The sequence below is a fragment of the Streptomyces violascens genome (genome assembly GCF_014649955.1).
Taxonomy (GTDB): domain Bacteria; phylum Actinomycetota; class Actinomycetes; order Streptomycetales; family Streptomycetaceae; genus Streptomyces; species Streptomyces violascens.
Window position 1 is genome coordinate 138,825 of sequence record NZ_BMUA01000012.1, and the last position, 15,236, is coordinate 154,060.

The 15,236-nt window shown below is 72.0% G+C and carries 16 protein-coding genes; 9 read left to right on the plus strand and 7 right to left on the minus strand.

What is annotated here, in order from left to right; genetic code table 11:
• Positions 1-3: 3 nt before the first annotated feature.
• Complete coding sequence (locus IE206_RS23535; RefSeq protein WP_189965164.1) at positions 4-921, minus strand: MurR/RpiR family transcriptional regulator; 918 nt, start codon at positions 919-921, stop codon at positions 4-6.
• Between the two features lie 115 nt (positions 922-1,036).
• Between IE206_RS23535 and IE206_RS23540 the strand changes: the two genes are divergently transcribed.
• The 3 genes from IE206_RS23540 (at position 1,037) to IE206_RS23550 (ending at position 2,139) form a co-directional block, all read left to right on the plus strand.
• A complete protein-coding gene (locus IE206_RS23540; protein WP_053724152.1) occupies positions 1,037-1,396 on the plus strand; it encodes a DUF8819 family protein in 360 nt (119 codons plus the stop codon).
• On the plus strand, positions 1,393-1,659 hold the full coding sequence (locus tag IE206_RS23545; protein ID WP_189965166.1) for a DUF4031 domain-containing protein: 267 nt from the start codon (positions 1,393-1,395) through the stop codon (positions 1,657-1,659). The genes IE206_RS23540 and IE206_RS23545 overlap by 4 nt, the downstream gene beginning before the upstream one ends.
• Before the next feature lie 276 nt (positions 1,660-1,935).
• Complete coding sequence (locus IE206_RS23550) at positions 1,936-2,139, plus strand: cold-shock protein (protein WP_053724154.1); 204 nt, start codon at positions 1,936-1,938, stop codon at positions 2,137-2,139.
• A gap of 119 nt (positions 2,140-2,258) precedes the next feature.
• Here IE206_RS23550 and IE206_RS23555 read toward each other — a convergent pair whose 3' ends face one another.
• The 3 genes from IE206_RS23555 to IE206_RS23565 all read right to left on the minus strand — a co-directional run bounded on the left by IE206_RS23555 (position 2,259) and on the right by IE206_RS23565 (position 4,986).
• On the minus strand, positions 2,259-3,464 hold the full coding sequence (locus IE206_RS23555; protein WP_189965356.1) for a Cmx/CmrA family chloramphenicol efflux MFS transporter: 1,206 nt from the start codon (positions 3,462-3,464) through the stop codon (positions 2,259-2,261).
• A 273-nt stretch (positions 3,465-3,737) separates the two neighbouring features.
• Positions 3,738-4,283, minus strand: coding sequence for a GNAT family N-acetyltransferase (locus IE206_RS23560; RefSeq protein ID WP_189965168.1), 546 nt, complete (start codon positions 4,281-4,283; stop codon positions 3,738-3,740).
• Between the two features lie 67 nt (positions 4,284-4,350).
• Positions 4,351-4,986 carry an HD domain-containing protein gene (locus IE206_RS23565; RefSeq protein ID WP_189965170.1) on the minus strand — a complete coding sequence of 212 codons (636 nt, stop codon included), beginning with the start codon at positions 4,984-4,986 and terminating at the stop codon, positions 4,351-4,353.
• 213 nt (positions 4,987-5,199) lie between these two features.
• Between IE206_RS23565 and IE206_RS23570 the strand changes: the two genes are divergently transcribed.
• Both IE206_RS23570 and IE206_RS23575 read left to right on the plus strand, forming a co-directional pair.
• A complete protein-coding gene (locus IE206_RS23570; protein WP_189965172.1) occupies positions 5,200-6,432 on the plus strand; it encodes a hypothetical protein in 1,233 nt (410 codons plus the stop codon).
• 149 nt (positions 6,433-6,581) lie between these two features.
• A complete protein-coding gene (locus tag IE206_RS23575; RefSeq protein ID WP_189965175.1) occupies positions 6,582-7,460 on the plus strand; it encodes a sigma-70 family RNA polymerase sigma factor in 879 nt (292 codons plus the stop codon).
• A 55-nt stretch (positions 7,461-7,515) separates the two neighbouring features.
• Here the strand turns inward: IE206_RS23575 and IE206_RS23580 are convergent, their stop codons facing one another.
• Positions 7,516-9,777, minus strand: coding sequence for a heavy metal translocating P-type ATPase (locus tag IE206_RS23580; RefSeq protein WP_189965177.1), 2,262 nt, complete (start codon positions 9,775-9,777; stop codon positions 7,516-7,518).
• Positions 9,778-10,116: 339 nt separating this feature from the next.
• Here IE206_RS23580 and IE206_RS23585 point away from each other — a divergent pair, with 339 nt between their 5' ends.
• Positions 10,117-10,806, plus strand: coding sequence for a copper homeostasis protein CutC (locus IE206_RS23585; protein WP_189965179.1), 690 nt, complete (start codon positions 10,117-10,119; stop codon positions 10,804-10,806).
• Between the two features lie 843 nt (positions 10,807-11,649).
• On the opposite strand, the gene IE206_RS23590 is transcribed toward IE206_RS23585, so the two are convergent.
• Positions 11,650-12,081 (minus strand): ATP-binding protein, encoded by a 432-nt coding sequence (locus IE206_RS23590; RefSeq protein ID WP_308433944.1) that lies wholly within the window; start codon positions 12,079-12,081, stop codon positions 11,650-11,652.
• Positions 12,082-12,284: 203 nt separating this feature from the next.
• On the opposite strand from IE206_RS23590, the gene IE206_RS23595 reads away from it, so the two are divergent.
• Both IE206_RS23595 and IE206_RS23600 read left to right on the plus strand, forming a co-directional pair.
• Positions 12,285-13,121: a helix-turn-helix domain-containing protein gene (locus IE206_RS23595; RefSeq protein WP_189965184.1), complete on the plus strand. Its 837-nt coding sequence runs from the start codon at positions 12,285-12,287 to the stop codon at positions 13,119-13,121.
• Complete coding sequence (locus IE206_RS23600; protein WP_189965186.1) at positions 13,118-13,423, plus strand: DUF397 domain-containing protein; 306 nt, start codon at positions 13,118-13,120, stop codon at positions 13,421-13,423. The genes IE206_RS23595 and IE206_RS23600 overlap by 4 nt, the downstream gene beginning before the upstream one ends.
• Here IE206_RS23600 and IE206_RS23605 read toward each other — a convergent pair.
• Complete coding sequence (locus tag IE206_RS23605) at positions 13,363-14,556, minus strand: MFS transporter (protein WP_189965188.1); 1,194 nt, start codon at positions 14,554-14,556, stop codon at positions 13,363-13,365. The genes IE206_RS23600 and IE206_RS23605 overlap by 61 nt on opposite strands.
• A gap of 129 nt (positions 14,557-14,685) precedes the next feature.
• On the opposite strand from IE206_RS23605, the gene IE206_RS23610 reads away from it, so the two are divergent.
• Positions 14,686-15,054, plus strand: coding sequence for an ArsR/SmtB family transcription factor (locus IE206_RS23610; protein WP_226598998.1), 369 nt, complete (start codon positions 14,686-14,688; stop codon positions 15,052-15,054).
• The last annotated feature ends 182 nt before the right edge of the window (positions 15,055-15,236 follow it).

Consider the following 15,236-nt stretch of genomic DNA (forward strand, 5'->3'; position numbering starts at 1 on the left):
CGGCTAGCGGGTGCGGGGGTTGTGGCGGTGGGCGAGTGCCTCGTACGAGGCGGACAGGGCCGGGGCCGCCGTCTCGTACGTGCGCTGGGCGATGCCGATGAACAGGCAGTCCACGACGAGGAGTTGACTCGTGCGGGACGACATGGCGGCCGGGCGCAGTTCGCTCTCGCGGGCCGTGGAGGTGGTCAGCACGTGGTCGGCGTACTGCGAGATCGGGCCGTCCGGCCGGCCGGTGATCGCGATCGTGGTGGCGCCGTGGTCGAAGGCGACCCGCAGCGGCTCGATGACGTCGCCGGTCGAGCCGGAGTGGGTGATCGCGACCGCCGCGTCGCCGGAGCGCAGCTGCACGGCGTTGGTGACGGCGAGGTGCGGGTCGGTGTGGGCGTGCGCGATGAGGCCGATGCGCAGGAGCTTCTGCGCGAGGTCCTGGCCGACCAGGGATGAGGCGCCGACGCCGTAGATGTCGATCCGCCGGGCACCCGCCAACGCGCCCACGGCGGCGCCCAGCTGGACGGTGTCGAGGGCGGCCGCGGTGTCGGCGAGGGTCTGCTGCTCGTCGTAGGCCAGCTTCGCGACGACGTCCGCGATCGGGTCGTCGACGGCTATGTCGGCGGTGACGGCCGGGGCCCGCCCCGACTGCTGCTGGGCGGCGAGCCCGGCGAGCGCGAGGCGCAGGTCGCGGTAGCCGGGGTAGCCGAGCAGGCGGGCGGTGCGCACCACGGTGGCCTCGCTGGTGCCGGTGAGCTCGGCGAGGCCGGTGACCGTGAGGGCCGCGCAGCCGGCCGGGTCCCCGGCGACGGCTTCGGCGACCCGCTGCATGGAGCGGGTCATGGACGGCGCGAGCGTGCGCACCTTGGCCGCGAGGGCCGCCGGTGCGGGCGGGGCGCCGCCGTTGAAACTTTCCTTCACGTCATTGGTCACTCTTGAAAGATATTTTCGGCTTCTTCTCCGGTCAACCCCCCTTTGGTCCCGTCACCGCCCGGCCCCAGGTCCCTCCGCCCGGGCTCCGGGCGCGGCCGGGGTGACAATGGAGGGCATGGACGACGTACAACCTCTGGAGCAAGCCCTGCACGCCGCCCGCGCCCTGGTCCTGGCGGATCTGGCGGCGCGCGACGTGGCGCACGCGGACGTCGTCTCGCTGGTCGAGGACGCGGTCACCCACCGGCGCTGGTGGGTCGAGCAGTGGCCCGAGGGCACGGAGTACGTCGCGGGGCTCGTCGCCCAGGACGTACAGGACGCGCTCCTGGAGCGGTACGGGCGCTGGCCGCTGTGCCCGGTGTGCGACGCGGGCGATCCGCACGCCCTGGACGTGGAGCCGGAGCTCGGGCCCGACCCGCACTGGGTGTGCGGCAAGGCGGGCGTCGTGGTGGCCCCGGTCGGCGGTCTCGGCGGATGACGCTGTACATCGACCCGCCGACGTGGCCGGGTCACGGCCGTATGTGGTCGCACCTGGTCAGCGACGTCTCGTACGAGGAACTGCACGCGTTCGCGGCGTCCATCGGCTGCCCGCCGCGAGCCTTCGAACGTGATCACTACGACGTGCCCGCGCACCGGTACGACGACGCGGTGCGGGCGGGCGCGGTGGAGATCGGCTCGAAGGAGCTCGTACGCCGCCTCACGGAGGCGGGTCTGCGGCGGCCGAAGGGGCGCCCGGCCTGAGGCCGGGCGCCGGGTCGTGGGGCGTCCGGAGGGCGTCCGGGACCCCGCCGGAGGAACACTCTCTGGCGGGATCTTGTCGCCGGTTCGGCTGCGGCCCGTAGCCAGACGACTGCGGATCGGCTAACTTCCTTGCCAGTAGTCGTGGTTCCGAAGTCTCAACGCCCGCGGTTTACGCCGTGGGCGTTTGCTGTGCAGCAATGTCCGAGGACCAGGGCGATCACCTCACCCAGGGGTACTGACAAGCCAGTACCCCGCGATCCTCGACAGGGGAAACACATGGCAACCGGCACCGTGAAGTGGTTCAACGCGGAAAAGGGCTTCGGCTTCATCGCGCAGGACGGCGGCGGCCCGGACGTTTTCGTCCACTACTCCGCGATCAACTCCACCGGCTTCCGTGAGCTGCAGGAGAACCAGCAGGTCAACTTCGACGTCACCCAGGGCCCGAAGGGCCCGCAGGCGGAGAACGTCACCCCCGCCTAAGCAGTGACCTCGTGACCCCGGCTCCGGCCGGGGGAACACCGAAGCGCCCCGCACCCGAGCAATGGGTGCGGGGCGCTTCCGCGTATGCGCTTTTCGCGCGTTCGCTTTCCGTGTACGGGTCAGACCTCCGCGTGGGCCGCCGCGACGGGCCGGTCCGTCGAGCGGGCCACCACGCGGGAGCGGGACTTGTGCAGGCGCAGGGAGGCGGCGACCAGGGCGAGGGCGAGAACCGTCATCGCGGCGCCCGCCCAGGCAGTGGCGGCGAAGCCCAGGTTCGCGCTGATCACGATGCCGCCGAGCCAGGGGCCGGCGGTGTTGCCCAGGTTGAACGAGGACGTCGTGGTCGCGCCGGCCAGCGTCGGGGCGGCGCCGCCCACGTTGAACATGCGGGCGTTGAGCGCGGGGGCCGTGTAGAAGGCCGAGAGGCCGAGCAGGAACGACAGGGTGATCGCGACGGCGGGCGTCGAGGCGAACAGCGCGAGCGCGACCAGGAACACCGTCGAGGCGGTGATGCCGCTGAGCAGCACCCCGAAGAGGTGCGCGTCGGCGACCCGGCCGCCGATCGTCGTACCGATCAGCGCGCCCACGCCGAACAGGCCGAGCACGGCCGGGACCCAGCCCGCGTCCACGTGCGCGACGTCCGTGAGGAGCGGCTTGAGGTAGCTGAACGCGCAGAACACACCACCCGCGGCGAGCGCGGTGATCGCGACGGAGAGCAGCACCTGCGGGTCGCGGTAGATCCGCAGCTCGCGGCTGAGCCGGGGCTTCTCGGTGGGGAGAGGGATGCGCGGGATACGGGTCACGACGCCGACCAGCGCGATCGCGGAGGCGGCGCCGACCGCCCAGAACGCCGCCCGCCAGCCGAGGCCGTCGCCGAGCAGTGCGCCAAGCGGCACACCCAGGACGTTCGCGATCGACAGACCGCCGATCATGACGGCCATCGCACGGGCCCGCGCGGTCACCGGGACCATCGCGATGGCGACCGCCGCGCCGACCGCCCAGAACCCGGCGCAGGCCAGCGCGGACACGACGCGCGAGGCGAAGAGCAGCGCGTAGTTCGGGGCCAGCGCGCCCGCGACCTGGCCCAGGCCGAAGACGGTGATCAGCGCGATCAGGGTGGTGCGGCGCGGCAGCCGCAGGGTCGCCACCGCGAGCAGCGGGGCGCCCACCACCATGCCGATGGCGAACGCCGAGATCAGCAGACCCGCCTGCGGAATCGACACGCTCATGTCGTCCGCGATGGCCGGGAGCAGTCCCGTGAGCATGAACTCGCTCGTGCCGAGCGCGAAGACGGACAGGCCCAGGATGTAGACGGCGAGCGGCATGCGTTTCGCCGCGGAGTTCGCCGCGGAGGCGGAGCCGGAGGAGTTCGCCGGAACGGAGCCGGAGACGCTTTCTGCGGAGGGAGTGGGGGCGGGCACGGGCGTGGGTATGGGCTCGGCGGGCATATCGGGTGCCAACGAGGGTGGCCGGTTCCGTATTCCCCGGGGTATTCCCTCGGGTAGTTCCCCGGGCTGTTCCTCGCCCGCGGAATTCCCTGCCGGGTGCCGGGTGCCGGGCCGGGTCGGCCCGGACGGGCCCGCCGATCCCGGTTCCGGTCAGTCCCGGTTCTGACCGAAGGGGTTCGGTTCGCAGCGGTTCCGCTCGAAGAGGTGCTGGGCCTCGCGGCCGCCTATCGGGCGCGGGGTGTCGCCGATGCGGCGGAAGCCCGCCCGTTCCAGGACGCGCTGCGAGGCGGTGTTGTCCTCGTCGGTCGTGGCGTACACCGTCTCGACGTCGGGCTGCGCCAGCGCCCAGGCGGTCAGCGCCCTGACGGACTCGGTCGCGTACCCCTGGCCCCGTGCGGACTCCGCCAGGTCGTAGCCGATCTCGACGCGGCCGTCCTCCGGCGGGCCGTGGAAGCCGATGCCGCCGATGGCGCGGTCGTCCTCGGTCCGGACCATGACGTACGCGCCCCAGCCGTCACGGTGCCGGCCGGTCTCCATGCCCGCCAGCATCTTCCCGGCGGCGAAGCGGCTGCCCTCGTGGGGGCCGCCGGGGGCCCACTCCCAGCCGCCGTCACCGCCGTCCTGGAGCTCTGCGGCCGACGCGCGGGTCAGCTCGTGAAGGGCGAGGCGGTCGGCCTGGACTGTCACGGGGAGCACGCGGGTTACCTGCTTTCCGGAGGGAGTTGCGGGGTGAGCGGTGGGCTCTGGCTGATTATGCGGCCGGTCATGTGGTGAGCAGGGTCAGTTCCGCCTCGATGTTCTCCCGGGCCGGAGCCTCCCATGCGCGTTCTCCGTGCGGGGTGCGGAACAGCTTTGGCAGGGCGAGCAGTTGGGTCAGCACCTCGGCGCGGCCGGACCGGAACGCCTCGTCCGGTACGAAGGCGTACTCCTCGCGTACGGCGGCGGCGTACGCGGCGTAGGCCTCCGGGGCGGCGGCGAGGATCGCGAGGTCGGCGTCGCACAGGACCGCGCCGTTGCCGTCGCCGTCCTCGGGGGCGTGGGTGACGGTCAGGCGCACGAGGCGGGCCACCTCGGCGGTGTCCTCCTGGCTCAACCCGGCCTCGGGTAGGGCGCGTTCGGCCAGGCGGGCGGAGCGTTCCTCGTTCTCGGAGCGGTCCGGAAGGTACACGGCGTCGTGGAACCACGCGGCCAGGCGCACCAGTTCGGGGCTTTCCGCGTACTGCTCCAGTACGTCGATGTGGTCCAGGACCGCTTGGAGGTGGGCGGTGTTGTGGTATCGGCGGTGGGGCTCCGCCCAGCGGGCCAGGAGGGCGTCGGCGTACGGCTCCGGCCGGGCGGCGGGGGCGGCCGCGAGCAGGGCGCTGTGCAAGCGGGCGCGGAGGGCGTCGGTTTCGGGCATGCGGCCGAGGGTATCGGGGGCCGGTTCTCCCACCCTTCGGTTCATCAGGTGCCGGTAAGCGCCCCGGCACAGACGACGATCCGCCGAATGGTGATCACACAGATGCCGCATCCAAGTGGCGCGAAGGAGCCGACCACCAGGTAATGGCAACAACTGGTAACTCAGTGCACAGGTGGGCCAAAGGTAAACGCACCCGTCCCCATGGAGCCGAGCATGACGACCCCTTCTTCGTCACCCCTACCCGAACCGCCGGGCATACCGCCTCTCCCCTCGGCCGACCCGTACCCGCAGGCCGGGTACGAGGGACGCGTCGCGGAACCGCCCCCGTCCCCGCCCCCGCCGGCCGATGACGTGCCGCCGCCCCTGCCGACCGAGGACACGCCCCCGTCCCCGCCGGCCGAGGTCGCCCGGCCCGTCGCCGGCAAGCGCGGGTCCGCGTACTCCAGCCCGGTCGACAGCCTGGTGCACGCCGCCGTCGCCGACCGGCCGTTGGAAGAGGTCGTCCAGCTCATCACGCTCCTGGAGCAGTCGCCGGAGTACGCGCGGGCCACGGTCGACGCGCTCCACGCGGTCGGCATGGACCGCTCGGTGGAGGACATCTCCCGGCTGGTGGCGCTCCTGACGCGGCCGCCGCGCAGCCCCGACAGCGCCGACGAGGCGATCCGCGCCGCGGCCGAATACCGGCCCGTCGAGGAAGTCACCCGGCTGATGTCGCTGCTGCACCGGTCTCCGCTGGAGCGGCACTGCGGAGAGGAGGCGATCCGGACGGCCGCGACCAACAGGCCCGTCGAGGACCTCGTGCAGCTGATCGGCCACCTGGCCCAGGAGAAGCACGTGGAGGTGCCGCAGCCCGCACCGGAGGCACCGGCATCGGGCCATGTGTCGGACGAACCGGATGCCGCCCTGTTGTTCGTGGACCCCCCTGCGGGCCTCCCCATGGTCGCCCAGGGCGCACCCGCCGACGCCTTCGTCCCGGCCGCCGAACGGCGCGGCCCTGCGCAGGCGCAGGGCAGCAGCACTCCTCGCGCGTGGCCGAGGTGGCTGACGTCCGCGGCGCTCATCGTGTGCAGCCTGGCCTATCTCCCGCTGCACCGGGGCGGCGCGTCGTTCGGCGCCTCCGCCCTCGACCTCGGCGTGTCGGCTGTGTGCTTCCTGCTGGGGGTGGCGCTGGCCTTCACCGGATCGCCGGTGGTTCTCGCCCTCGGCGTGCTGGTGCCCTCCGCACTGGCCTCCGTGCAGCTGCTGCAGGGCCAGTTCCATTCGCGGACCCTCTCCAGTGCTCTGGAGGTCACCGCCGCGCCGTCCTGGGCCGCCGGTGTCGCGGCCGCGATCGCCGTGCTGCCGGCCCTGATGGCCGTGCTCGCCTACATCGCGTCCGTACAGCCGGAGCGGCACCCCGGGACCGAACCCCGGCCCGTGGTGGAGGCGAAACAGCCGGTCGGATGACAGCACCCCCCGTACAAGCGACTCGGGCGGCCGCCTCACCGTGAGGCGGCCGCCGGCGTCGTGTCCCGCCGGATCCGTGTCACATCCGCCGACGCCGGAGCGTCAGCGGTGTGACGGATCGATCGGGTTGCGGCGAGGGGATGCGGGCCATGGACGGGCAGGAATATCTGGCGGAGCGGTTCGAGTCGCACCGGGGGCAGCTGAGGTCGGTGGCCTACCGGATGCTCGGGTCGCTCCACGAGGCCGATGACGCCGTGCAGGAAGCCTGGTTGCGGCTCAGCCGGTCGGACACCCAAGGGGTGGCCAATCTGGGGGGCTGGCTCACCACCGTCGTCGGGCGGGTCTGCCTCGACATGCTGCGCGGCCGGGCCTCCCGCCGCGAGGAACCGCTCGGGCTGCGCATGCCCGACCCCATCGTCGGCGGCGCGGACGGTCCCGGCCCCGAAGGCGATGTACTGCTCGCCGATTCGGTGGGTCTGGCCCTGCTCGTCGTGCTGGAGACGCTGGGCCCGGCCGAGCGGCTCGCCTTCGTCCTGCACGACCTCTTCGCCGTTCCCTTCGACGAGATCGCTCCCGTCATCGGGCGTACTCCGGCCGCGGCCCGCCAGCTGGCCTCCCGCGCCCGGCGCCGGGTCCAGGGCGGCGCCCCGGCCTCCGACACCGACCTGGCGGGCCGCCGCGCGGTGGTCGAGGCGTTCATGGCGGCGGCCCGCGACGGTGACTTCGAGGCTCTGGTCGCCGTGCTCGACCCGGACGTGGTGGCCCGTTCCGACGGCGGCGAGCTCCGGCCCGGCGGCATCCTGCGCGGCGCCGAGGCCGTAGCGAACGGGGCGCTGTTCGGGGCCCGGCTCGCCGAGTTCACCGTCCTCGCGCTGGTCAACGGCAGCCCGGGGCTCGTCTCGCTCACCGAGGGCCGACCCCTGTCGGTCATGGCCTTCACCATCGCCGAAGGCCGGATCGCCACCATCGACATCCTGGCCGACCCCGACCGCCTCAGCCGGATCGATCTGACCGTCCTGACGGCCTGAGCGCCGGTGCCGGTGATCACCTGAATACCGGTGATCAGTGGTTGAGTACCGGTGCTCAGTGGTCCGCCGCCTTGAAGCGCCTCAGGCGCAGCGAGTTGCCCACCACGAACACCGATGAGAAGGCCATGGCCGCGCCCGCAATCATCGGGTTCAGCAGGCCGGCCGCTGCCAGCGGCAGGGCGGCCACGTTGTAGGCGAAGGCCCAGAACAGGTTCGACTTGATCGTGCCGAGGGTCTTGCGGGAGAGCCGGATCGCGTCCGCCGCCGCCCGCAGGTCGCCCCGTACGAGGGTGAGGTCACCGGCCTCGATGGCGGCGTCCGTGCCCGTGCCCATCGCGAGGCCGAGGTCGGCCTGGGCGAGGGCGGCCGCGTCGTTGACGCCGTCGCCGACCATGGCCACCGAGCGGCCCTCCGCCTGAAGGGACTTGACGACGTCGACCTTGTCCTCGGGCATGACCTCCGCGTACACGGTCTCGATGCCGACCTCCGCCGCGACGGCCTCGGCGACCGCCCGGTTGTCGCCGGTCAGCAGGATCGGGGTCAGGCCGAGGGCGCGCAGACGGCGGATCGCCTCGGGGCTGGTCTCCTTGACCGCGTCGGCGACTTCGAGGACCGCGCGGGCCTCGCCGTCCCAGGCGACCGCGATGGCGGTACGTCCCGCGGCCTCGGCCTCCTCCTTGGCCCGCTTCAGGGCCGGGGTCAGCTCCATGGCCCACTCGCCCAGCAGCCTCTCGCGGCCCACGAGCACCGCGTGCCCGTCGACCACGCCCTGGACGCCGAGGCCGGCGATGTTCGCGAAGTCCTCGGGGACCGGCAGCGTGCCGACCTCGGAAGCCGCTCCGTCGGCGACCGCGCGGGCGACGGGGTGCTCGGAGGAGTGCTCCAACGCGCCTGCCAGGCGCAGGACTTCGGCCTTGTCGGTGTTGTCGGCGGTGTGGACGGCGAGGAGAGTCATGCGGCCCGTGGTCACGGTGCCGGTCTTGTCCAGGACGATCGTGTCGACCTTGCGCGTGGTCTCCAGGACCTCCGGGCCCTTGATCAGGATGCCTAGCTGGGCGCCCCGTCCCGTACCGACCATGAGGGCGGTCGGGGTGGCGAGGCCGAGGGCGCACGGGCAGGCGATGATCAGTACGGCCACGGCGGCCGTGAACGCGGCGGTGACGCCGGAGCCGGTGGCGAGCCAGAAGCCGAGGGTGGCGAGCGCGAGGCCGATGACGACGGGGACGAAGACGCCGGAGATCCGGTCGGCGAGGCGCTGGGCGGCGGCCTTGCCGTTCTGGGCGTCCTCGACGAGCTTGGCCATCCGGGCGAGCTGGGTGTCCGCGCCGACGCGCGAGGCATCGACGACGAGGCGGCCGCCCGCGTTGAGAGTGGCGCCGGTGACGGTGTCGCCGGGGGCGACCTCGACCGGGACGGACTCGCCGGTGAGCATGGAGGCGTCGACCGCGGAGGTCCCCTCGACGACCACACCATCGGTGGCGATCTTCTCGCCGGGCCGGACCAGGAAGCGGTCGCCGACCTTCAACTCGTCGGTGGGGACGGTCTCTTCACGGCCGTCGGCGCGCAGGACGGTCACGTCCTTGGCGCCCAGTTCCAGCAGTGCCTTCAGGGCGGCGCCCGCCTTGCGCTTGGAGCGGGCCTCGAAGTAGCGCCCGGCGAGGATGAAGGCGGTGACCCCGGCGGCGGCCTCCAGATAGATGTTGCCCGCGCCGTCCGAGCGGCCGATGGTCAGCTCGAAGGGGTGGGTCATGCCCGGCATGCCGGCCGTGCCGAAGAACAGCGCCCACACGGACCAGAGGAACGCGGCCGAGGTGCCGAGCGAGATCAGCGTGTCCATGGTCGCCGCGCCGTGCCTGGCGTTGGTCCAGGCGGCCCGGTGGAAGGGCCAGGCGGCGTACGTCACGACCGGCGCGGCCAGGGTGAGGGACAGCCACTGCCAGTACTGGAACTGGAGGGCCGGGACCATCGACATCGCGATCACCGGCACGGCGAGGACGACCGCGGTGAGCAGCCGCTGCCGCAGGGGCCGCAGCTCGTCGTCCGGGTCGGTGGTGTCCTGGGCCTGCGCTTCAGCCCTGGGCCGTACGGGCGGGGGTTCCTGGGCGGTGTAGCCGGTGGCCTCGACGGTGGCGATGAGATCGGCGACGGCCACGTCTTCGCGGAAGGTGACCTTGGCCTTCTCGGTGGCGTAGTTGACGGTGGCCTCGACCCCGTCCATGCGGTTGAGCTTCTTCTCGATCCGGGCGGCGCAGGAGGCGCAGGTCATGCCGCCGATGGCGAGCTCGACGGCGGTGGTGGTGGGGGTGGTGGTGGGCATTGCGGCTCCTCGGGGCGGGCGGGCGGGTGCTGGGCGTCGGTGCGCGGTGCCGGGTGCGCGGTGTCGGGTCGGGGTGATACCCCCAGGGGGTATCTCGCTCACCTATATATACCCCCAGGGTGTATGCGACGCAAGAGGTTGCCCCGGGGTTGGGGTGGGGTCAGCGCGGGGTCGGCGCGATACCCCCTATGGGTAGGGCGAACTCCGTCGGCCGCGGCGGAAAGGTCCGTACGGCCGCGTTTACCGTCCACGTGGGTGGGCATTTCGCGGCGTAGGCTGGTCAATGGACTAGACCTATTTGGGCCGAGCCGGGCCCGGGTTACGGAGGAATGGGGTCAGATGAGCAACCGTGCACTGCTTGAGGTGATCGCGCTCGACGCGGAGGACGCCGTCGCGGCCCAGGCCGGCGGGGCGGACCGCCTGGAGCTGGTCACCGACATGGCGGCCGACGGACTGACCCCGACCGTGGAGACCTTCGCGGCGATCCGCGCGGCCGTCGACATCCCGCTGCGGGTGATGCTGCGGGCGGCGGACGGGTTCGCGGCGGGGGACGTCTCCGCGCTCGTGCGGTCCGCGGAGGCGCTGCGGGCGGAGGGGGCGGAGGAGTTCGTCCTCGGCTTCCTCGACGAGACCGGGGGGCCGGACATGGCGGCCGTACGGGCCCTGGCCTCCGCGCTGTCCGGATGCCGCTGGACCTTCCACCGGGCCATCGACCGGGCCGCCTCGCGGGATGCCCTCCGCAAGGAACTCTCGGGCTTGCCGGGCCTCGACACGTACCTGACCGCGGGGTCGGCGCTGGGGGTGGATGACGGGCTGCCCGTCCTCCTGGCGGAGGCGGCGCGTCGGGATGAGCCGGGGTACGAGCCCCGGATCCTCGTGGGGGGCGGGCTGCGGCTGTCCCACCTGCCGGTGCTGCGGGCGGCGGGGATCGACGCGGTGCACATCGGCGGGGCGTCGCGTCCCGGCGGGTGGGGTTCGCCGGTGTCCGCGGCGGCCGTTGCGGAGTGGCGGGCGGCGCTGGACGCGTAGCGGGGGCGGGGTGGGCTGCACCTTCCGGTGCGGGGTGGTGGGGCTCGGGCGGCTCGGGGTTGACCCCGGCCCCCCCTCTCCCACCCACTCGCCCGTGCGCCGGGGTTGGTGTCCCGGGGCTCCGCCCCGGCCCCCGGGGGGTTTGCCCGCCCTCCCGCCCGTGCAGGGGGTGGAGAGGTTGAGCCCTGGGGGCTGTGCCCCCAGACCCCCTGCGGGGACTTCGTCCCCTGCGCCCCTTTCCGGGGCTCTGCCCCGGACCCCGTTCGCGCCTGAAGGGCGCTCGTCCTCAATCGCCGGACGGGCTGGGGATGCCCGCACGGCCCGTACGCAAGAGGCCAGGCGGGCTGAGGATGCCGGTGCCGCCCAGGATCGACCCTGCCAGGGGCGCGGGGAACTGCGCGAGCAACTACCCACGGTCCGCAGTCGAAAGCGTCCATCGTTGGATGGGCTGAGCATGCCGCCCCGGCCGGGATCGGCCCTGCCAGGGGCGCGGGGAACTGCGCGAGCAACTACCCACGGCCCGCAGCCGAAAGCGTCCACCGTTGGATGGGCTGAGGATGCCGCCCCGGCCGGGATCGCCCCTGCCAGGGGCGCGGGGAACTGCGCGAGCAACTACCCACGGCCCGCAGCCGAAAGCGTCCACCGTTGGATGGGCTGAGCATGCCGCCCCGGCCGGGAGCAGCCCTGCCAGGGGCGCGGGGAACTGCGCGACCGGCCACCCACGGCCCGCGGCCGAAAGCCCATCCACAGCGGGCCCCCGGCCGTCCCGCCGTCTCGCCACGAAGAGATCGACGGGGGTGGGCTCTTCATGGCCGGCGCCGCGACGTGTGCCGTAGGTGCTGTTCACCCGGGAGCTCGTACGAAGTGGCTTTCGCCGATTGCCAGTTGGGCCCATACCGTCTTCAGCGGGGGTGGGCCCTCGGCCGTGCCCCAGTGATCGGCGACCCCCTGGACGATGAGCAGGCCGCGTCCCGACTCGGAGTCGGCGGGCGCGCCGACGGCCACCACCGGCAGCGCCTTGTCCGCCCGGGTGTCGGTCACCTCGATGCGCAGTACGCCGTCCTCGCGCAGCAGCAGCCCCAGCTCGAAGCCCCGTCCGGACACGTACGCGTGCAGCACCGCGTTCGCGGCCAGCTCCGCCACGATCAGCGCCGCCGTGTCGGAGGCCTCGCTGCCGTGCGGGACGCCCCACGCGTCCAGCTGCCCCTGCGCCAGCCTCCGGGCCAGGACGGTTGCCCTCCGCGTCGACGCGAACCGCTTTCTGAACACGCGCACGGTAGCGGTGAGTTGACGCGCTCTTGCTTCTGTATCGAGGTGCATACGACCACGTTGGCGGGGCCGGAACACCCGCGACCAGGCATCCGCCGCGTACGCTCCGCGAGCGTACGCGCACGTGGTGTAGACGGTACGAGCCGTGTGCCGTAACTCTGGGTGAGTTGCGAACGCGGGGCGATCCGTTCACCGGGAGGTGGCCGCCGATGGCATGGGACCACGAAGCACACGATGGGGAACCCGACTCCTCCGACAGTCTGCGGACGTTCGGCGCGGTCGTCCAGGCCCTGCGCGAACACGCCGGCCTCAGCCGCGAGGACCTCGCGGCGCTGGTCGGCTACTCCAAACACACGGTCGCCTCGGTGGAGTTGGGCCGCCGCATGCCCTACCCCGACTTCATCGAGGGCACGGAGGCGGCCACGGGCAACACGGGCGCACTGAAGAGGGCGGCCCGCTATCTGAGCAGGCAGCCGGGCCTCGCATCCTGGTTTCGCAAGTGGGCCCTCCTTGAGCGGGAGGCAATCAGCCTGTACACGTACGAGTCCCGGCTGGTGCCGGGGCTGCTTCAGACGGAGGCTTACGCCCGGGTGCTGTTCGGCGAGCGCCTTCCGCCCCTGACTGACGAGCAGCTGGAGTCGCAGATTTCGGCTCGCCTGGAACGGCAGAAGCTCCTGACCGAGCGGCCCAACACCTCGTACAGCTTCATCGTCGAGGAGCACGTCTTCCTGCGGCGTACGGGTGGGCCGGAGGTGACCCGCGAGCTCATCGATCACGTGCTGGCCTGCGTCAAGCCGCGCAACGTCCAGTTGCAAATCATGCCGCTGGAGAGGGGAGTACATGCCGGTCTCAACGGGCCGATCCAGCTGCTGGAGACACCGACCAACAGGTGGTTCGGGTACTGCGAGGGGCAGGAGAGCGGCCAGTTCATCTCCGATCCCCAAGTGATCAGCACGCTCCATATGCGGTATGCGAAACTGCGCTCACAGGCCATGACCTACGAGGAATCCGTAGGCCTGTTGGAGCAACTGCGAGGAGCGCTATGAGCAGCACCGCACTGGCTTGGTTCAAGAGCAGCTACAGCGGCGACTCCAGCGGAGACTGCGTCGAAGTCGCCCTCGACTGGCGGAAGGCCACGTACAGCAGTGGGTCGGACGGCGACTGCGTCGAGGTCGCCGAATGCTGGGCCAAGTCCAGTTACAGCAGTGGTGACGGCGACAGCTGCATCGAAGTAGCCGCCACCCCCGCCACCATCCACATCCGCGACTCCAAGAACAAATCCGGCCCTCAGCTCACCCTCTCTCCCGCCGCCTGGGGCGACTTCGTTGCCTTCGCCGGGCGGGGGTGACGGTCGCGGGTTGTCGCGTAGCCCACCCCAAGTGACAGCAGGGTCAAGGCAGTTGAGGCGAAGGGGAACCATCTGTCTCCCAGGGTCGCTATCGCCGCGCTGCCCGTGACGCCCGCTGCCGCTATGCCCAGGTACAGGGCGGTGGAGTTGAGGGACAGGAGCAGTGGGGCATTCGGCGGGTCGATGGAGACCAGGCGGGCGGGGAGAGCTATCGCTACCGCCCAGCCTGCCAGCGGGTTGAGTACCGAGGCGATGAGGGCGGTCGTCATGGACTGCATGAGCCAGGGCAGGGCGAAGCTGACGGCCGCCTGCACCGTGCCGCCGACCAGCATCACGCCCCTCGGGCCCCCCTTGTCGACGAGGCGGCCGCCCAGGTTGCTGCCCGCCACCGAGAAGATGCCGGACACGAGCAGGAGCAGGGTGAGGCGGGACTGGTCGCCGCCGGTCGCGGGGGCGGCCGCGACCGTGAAGTAGATGAAGACCGTCTGGAAGGCGAGCAGGACCAGGAAGGTCGTGGCGGTCCCGCCGAGTACGTCGCGGTTGGTGAGCGGCGCGAGCCGGGTGCGCAGGGAGACGGCGGGCGCGGGCGCCGGGAGGTCGCGCAGCAACAGGGCGAGGCCCGCGAACGCGGCCGCGCCGAGCACGGTGACCAGCCACATCGTGAGCCGCCAGTCGGAGCGGCCGATCCAGGTGCCCAGCGGTACGCCGAGCGCGGTGGCCACCGTCATGCCGCCCATGACCGTGGCGATGGCCCGCCCCCGGCGTTCCGGCGGTACCAGCGCCGTGGCGGCGGCGCTCGCGGTCGGGGTGTAGAGCGCGGCACCGACGGCGGCCAGGACTCTGGTCAGGAGCAGCGCCCCGAAGGTGGGAGCGAGCGCGGACAGGGCGTTGGCCAGGGTGAAGACGGTGAGCGCGATCAGCAGGGTGCGGCGCCGCGGCCACTTCGCCGTCAGCGTTGCGAGGACGGGCGCGAGCACCGCGTACGAGAGCGCGAAGACGGTGATCATCTGGCCCGCGGCCGCTACGGATACCTCCAGGTCATGGGCGACCAGACCGAGAATTCCGGCGATCACCATGCCGTCCGTTCCGACGGCGAAGGTGCCGAGGGCGAGCAGGATCAGGCGTAAGCGCATGGGTGGTCCCCTTCCACGGGCAGCGCGGTGCGAGAATGGTTTGACGATCATCAAACGAAACGGGCGCCTCGAATCCTAGGTGCTGTTTGATGGTTGTCAAACAGTTTCGGGGGGAGGGAGAGTGCGGGCATGGAGACGGAGAAGGGGTCGCGGAACGACCCGCTGGTCGACGGCGACCCCGGCGGGGAGCAGCTTCCGCAGCCCGAGGTGGCCGACATCGAGCTGGTCAAGGTGCTGCAGGCGCTGGGTGACCCGGTACGGCTGTGGCTGCTCAAGGTGTACGCGGACGGCGACCAGTACAGCTGCCGGCCGGGTGCGCTGGGGCTTGACCACCTGCACAAGTCGACCGTCTCGCACCACATGCGGATTCTGCGTGAGTCCGGGGTTACCTCTACGCGGGTGGTTGGGCGCAACCGGTACGTTCGGCTTCGGCGGGAGGATCTGGATGCGCGGTTTCCTGGGCTGCTTGATGCGCTGATCGGGGCGTTGCCTTACTGAGCGCGCGGGGGGCGGGGGGTTTTGCGCAGTTCCCCGCGCCCCTTAAATGCGCTTTCGGCCGCGGGTCGTTGGTGGCTGGTCGCGCAGTTCCCCGCGCCCCTGAAAAACCCGATGTCCGCTGCGGGCTGTGCGTGGCTGGGCGCGCAGTTCCCCGCGGCTCTTGAAACCCGATGTCTGCTGCG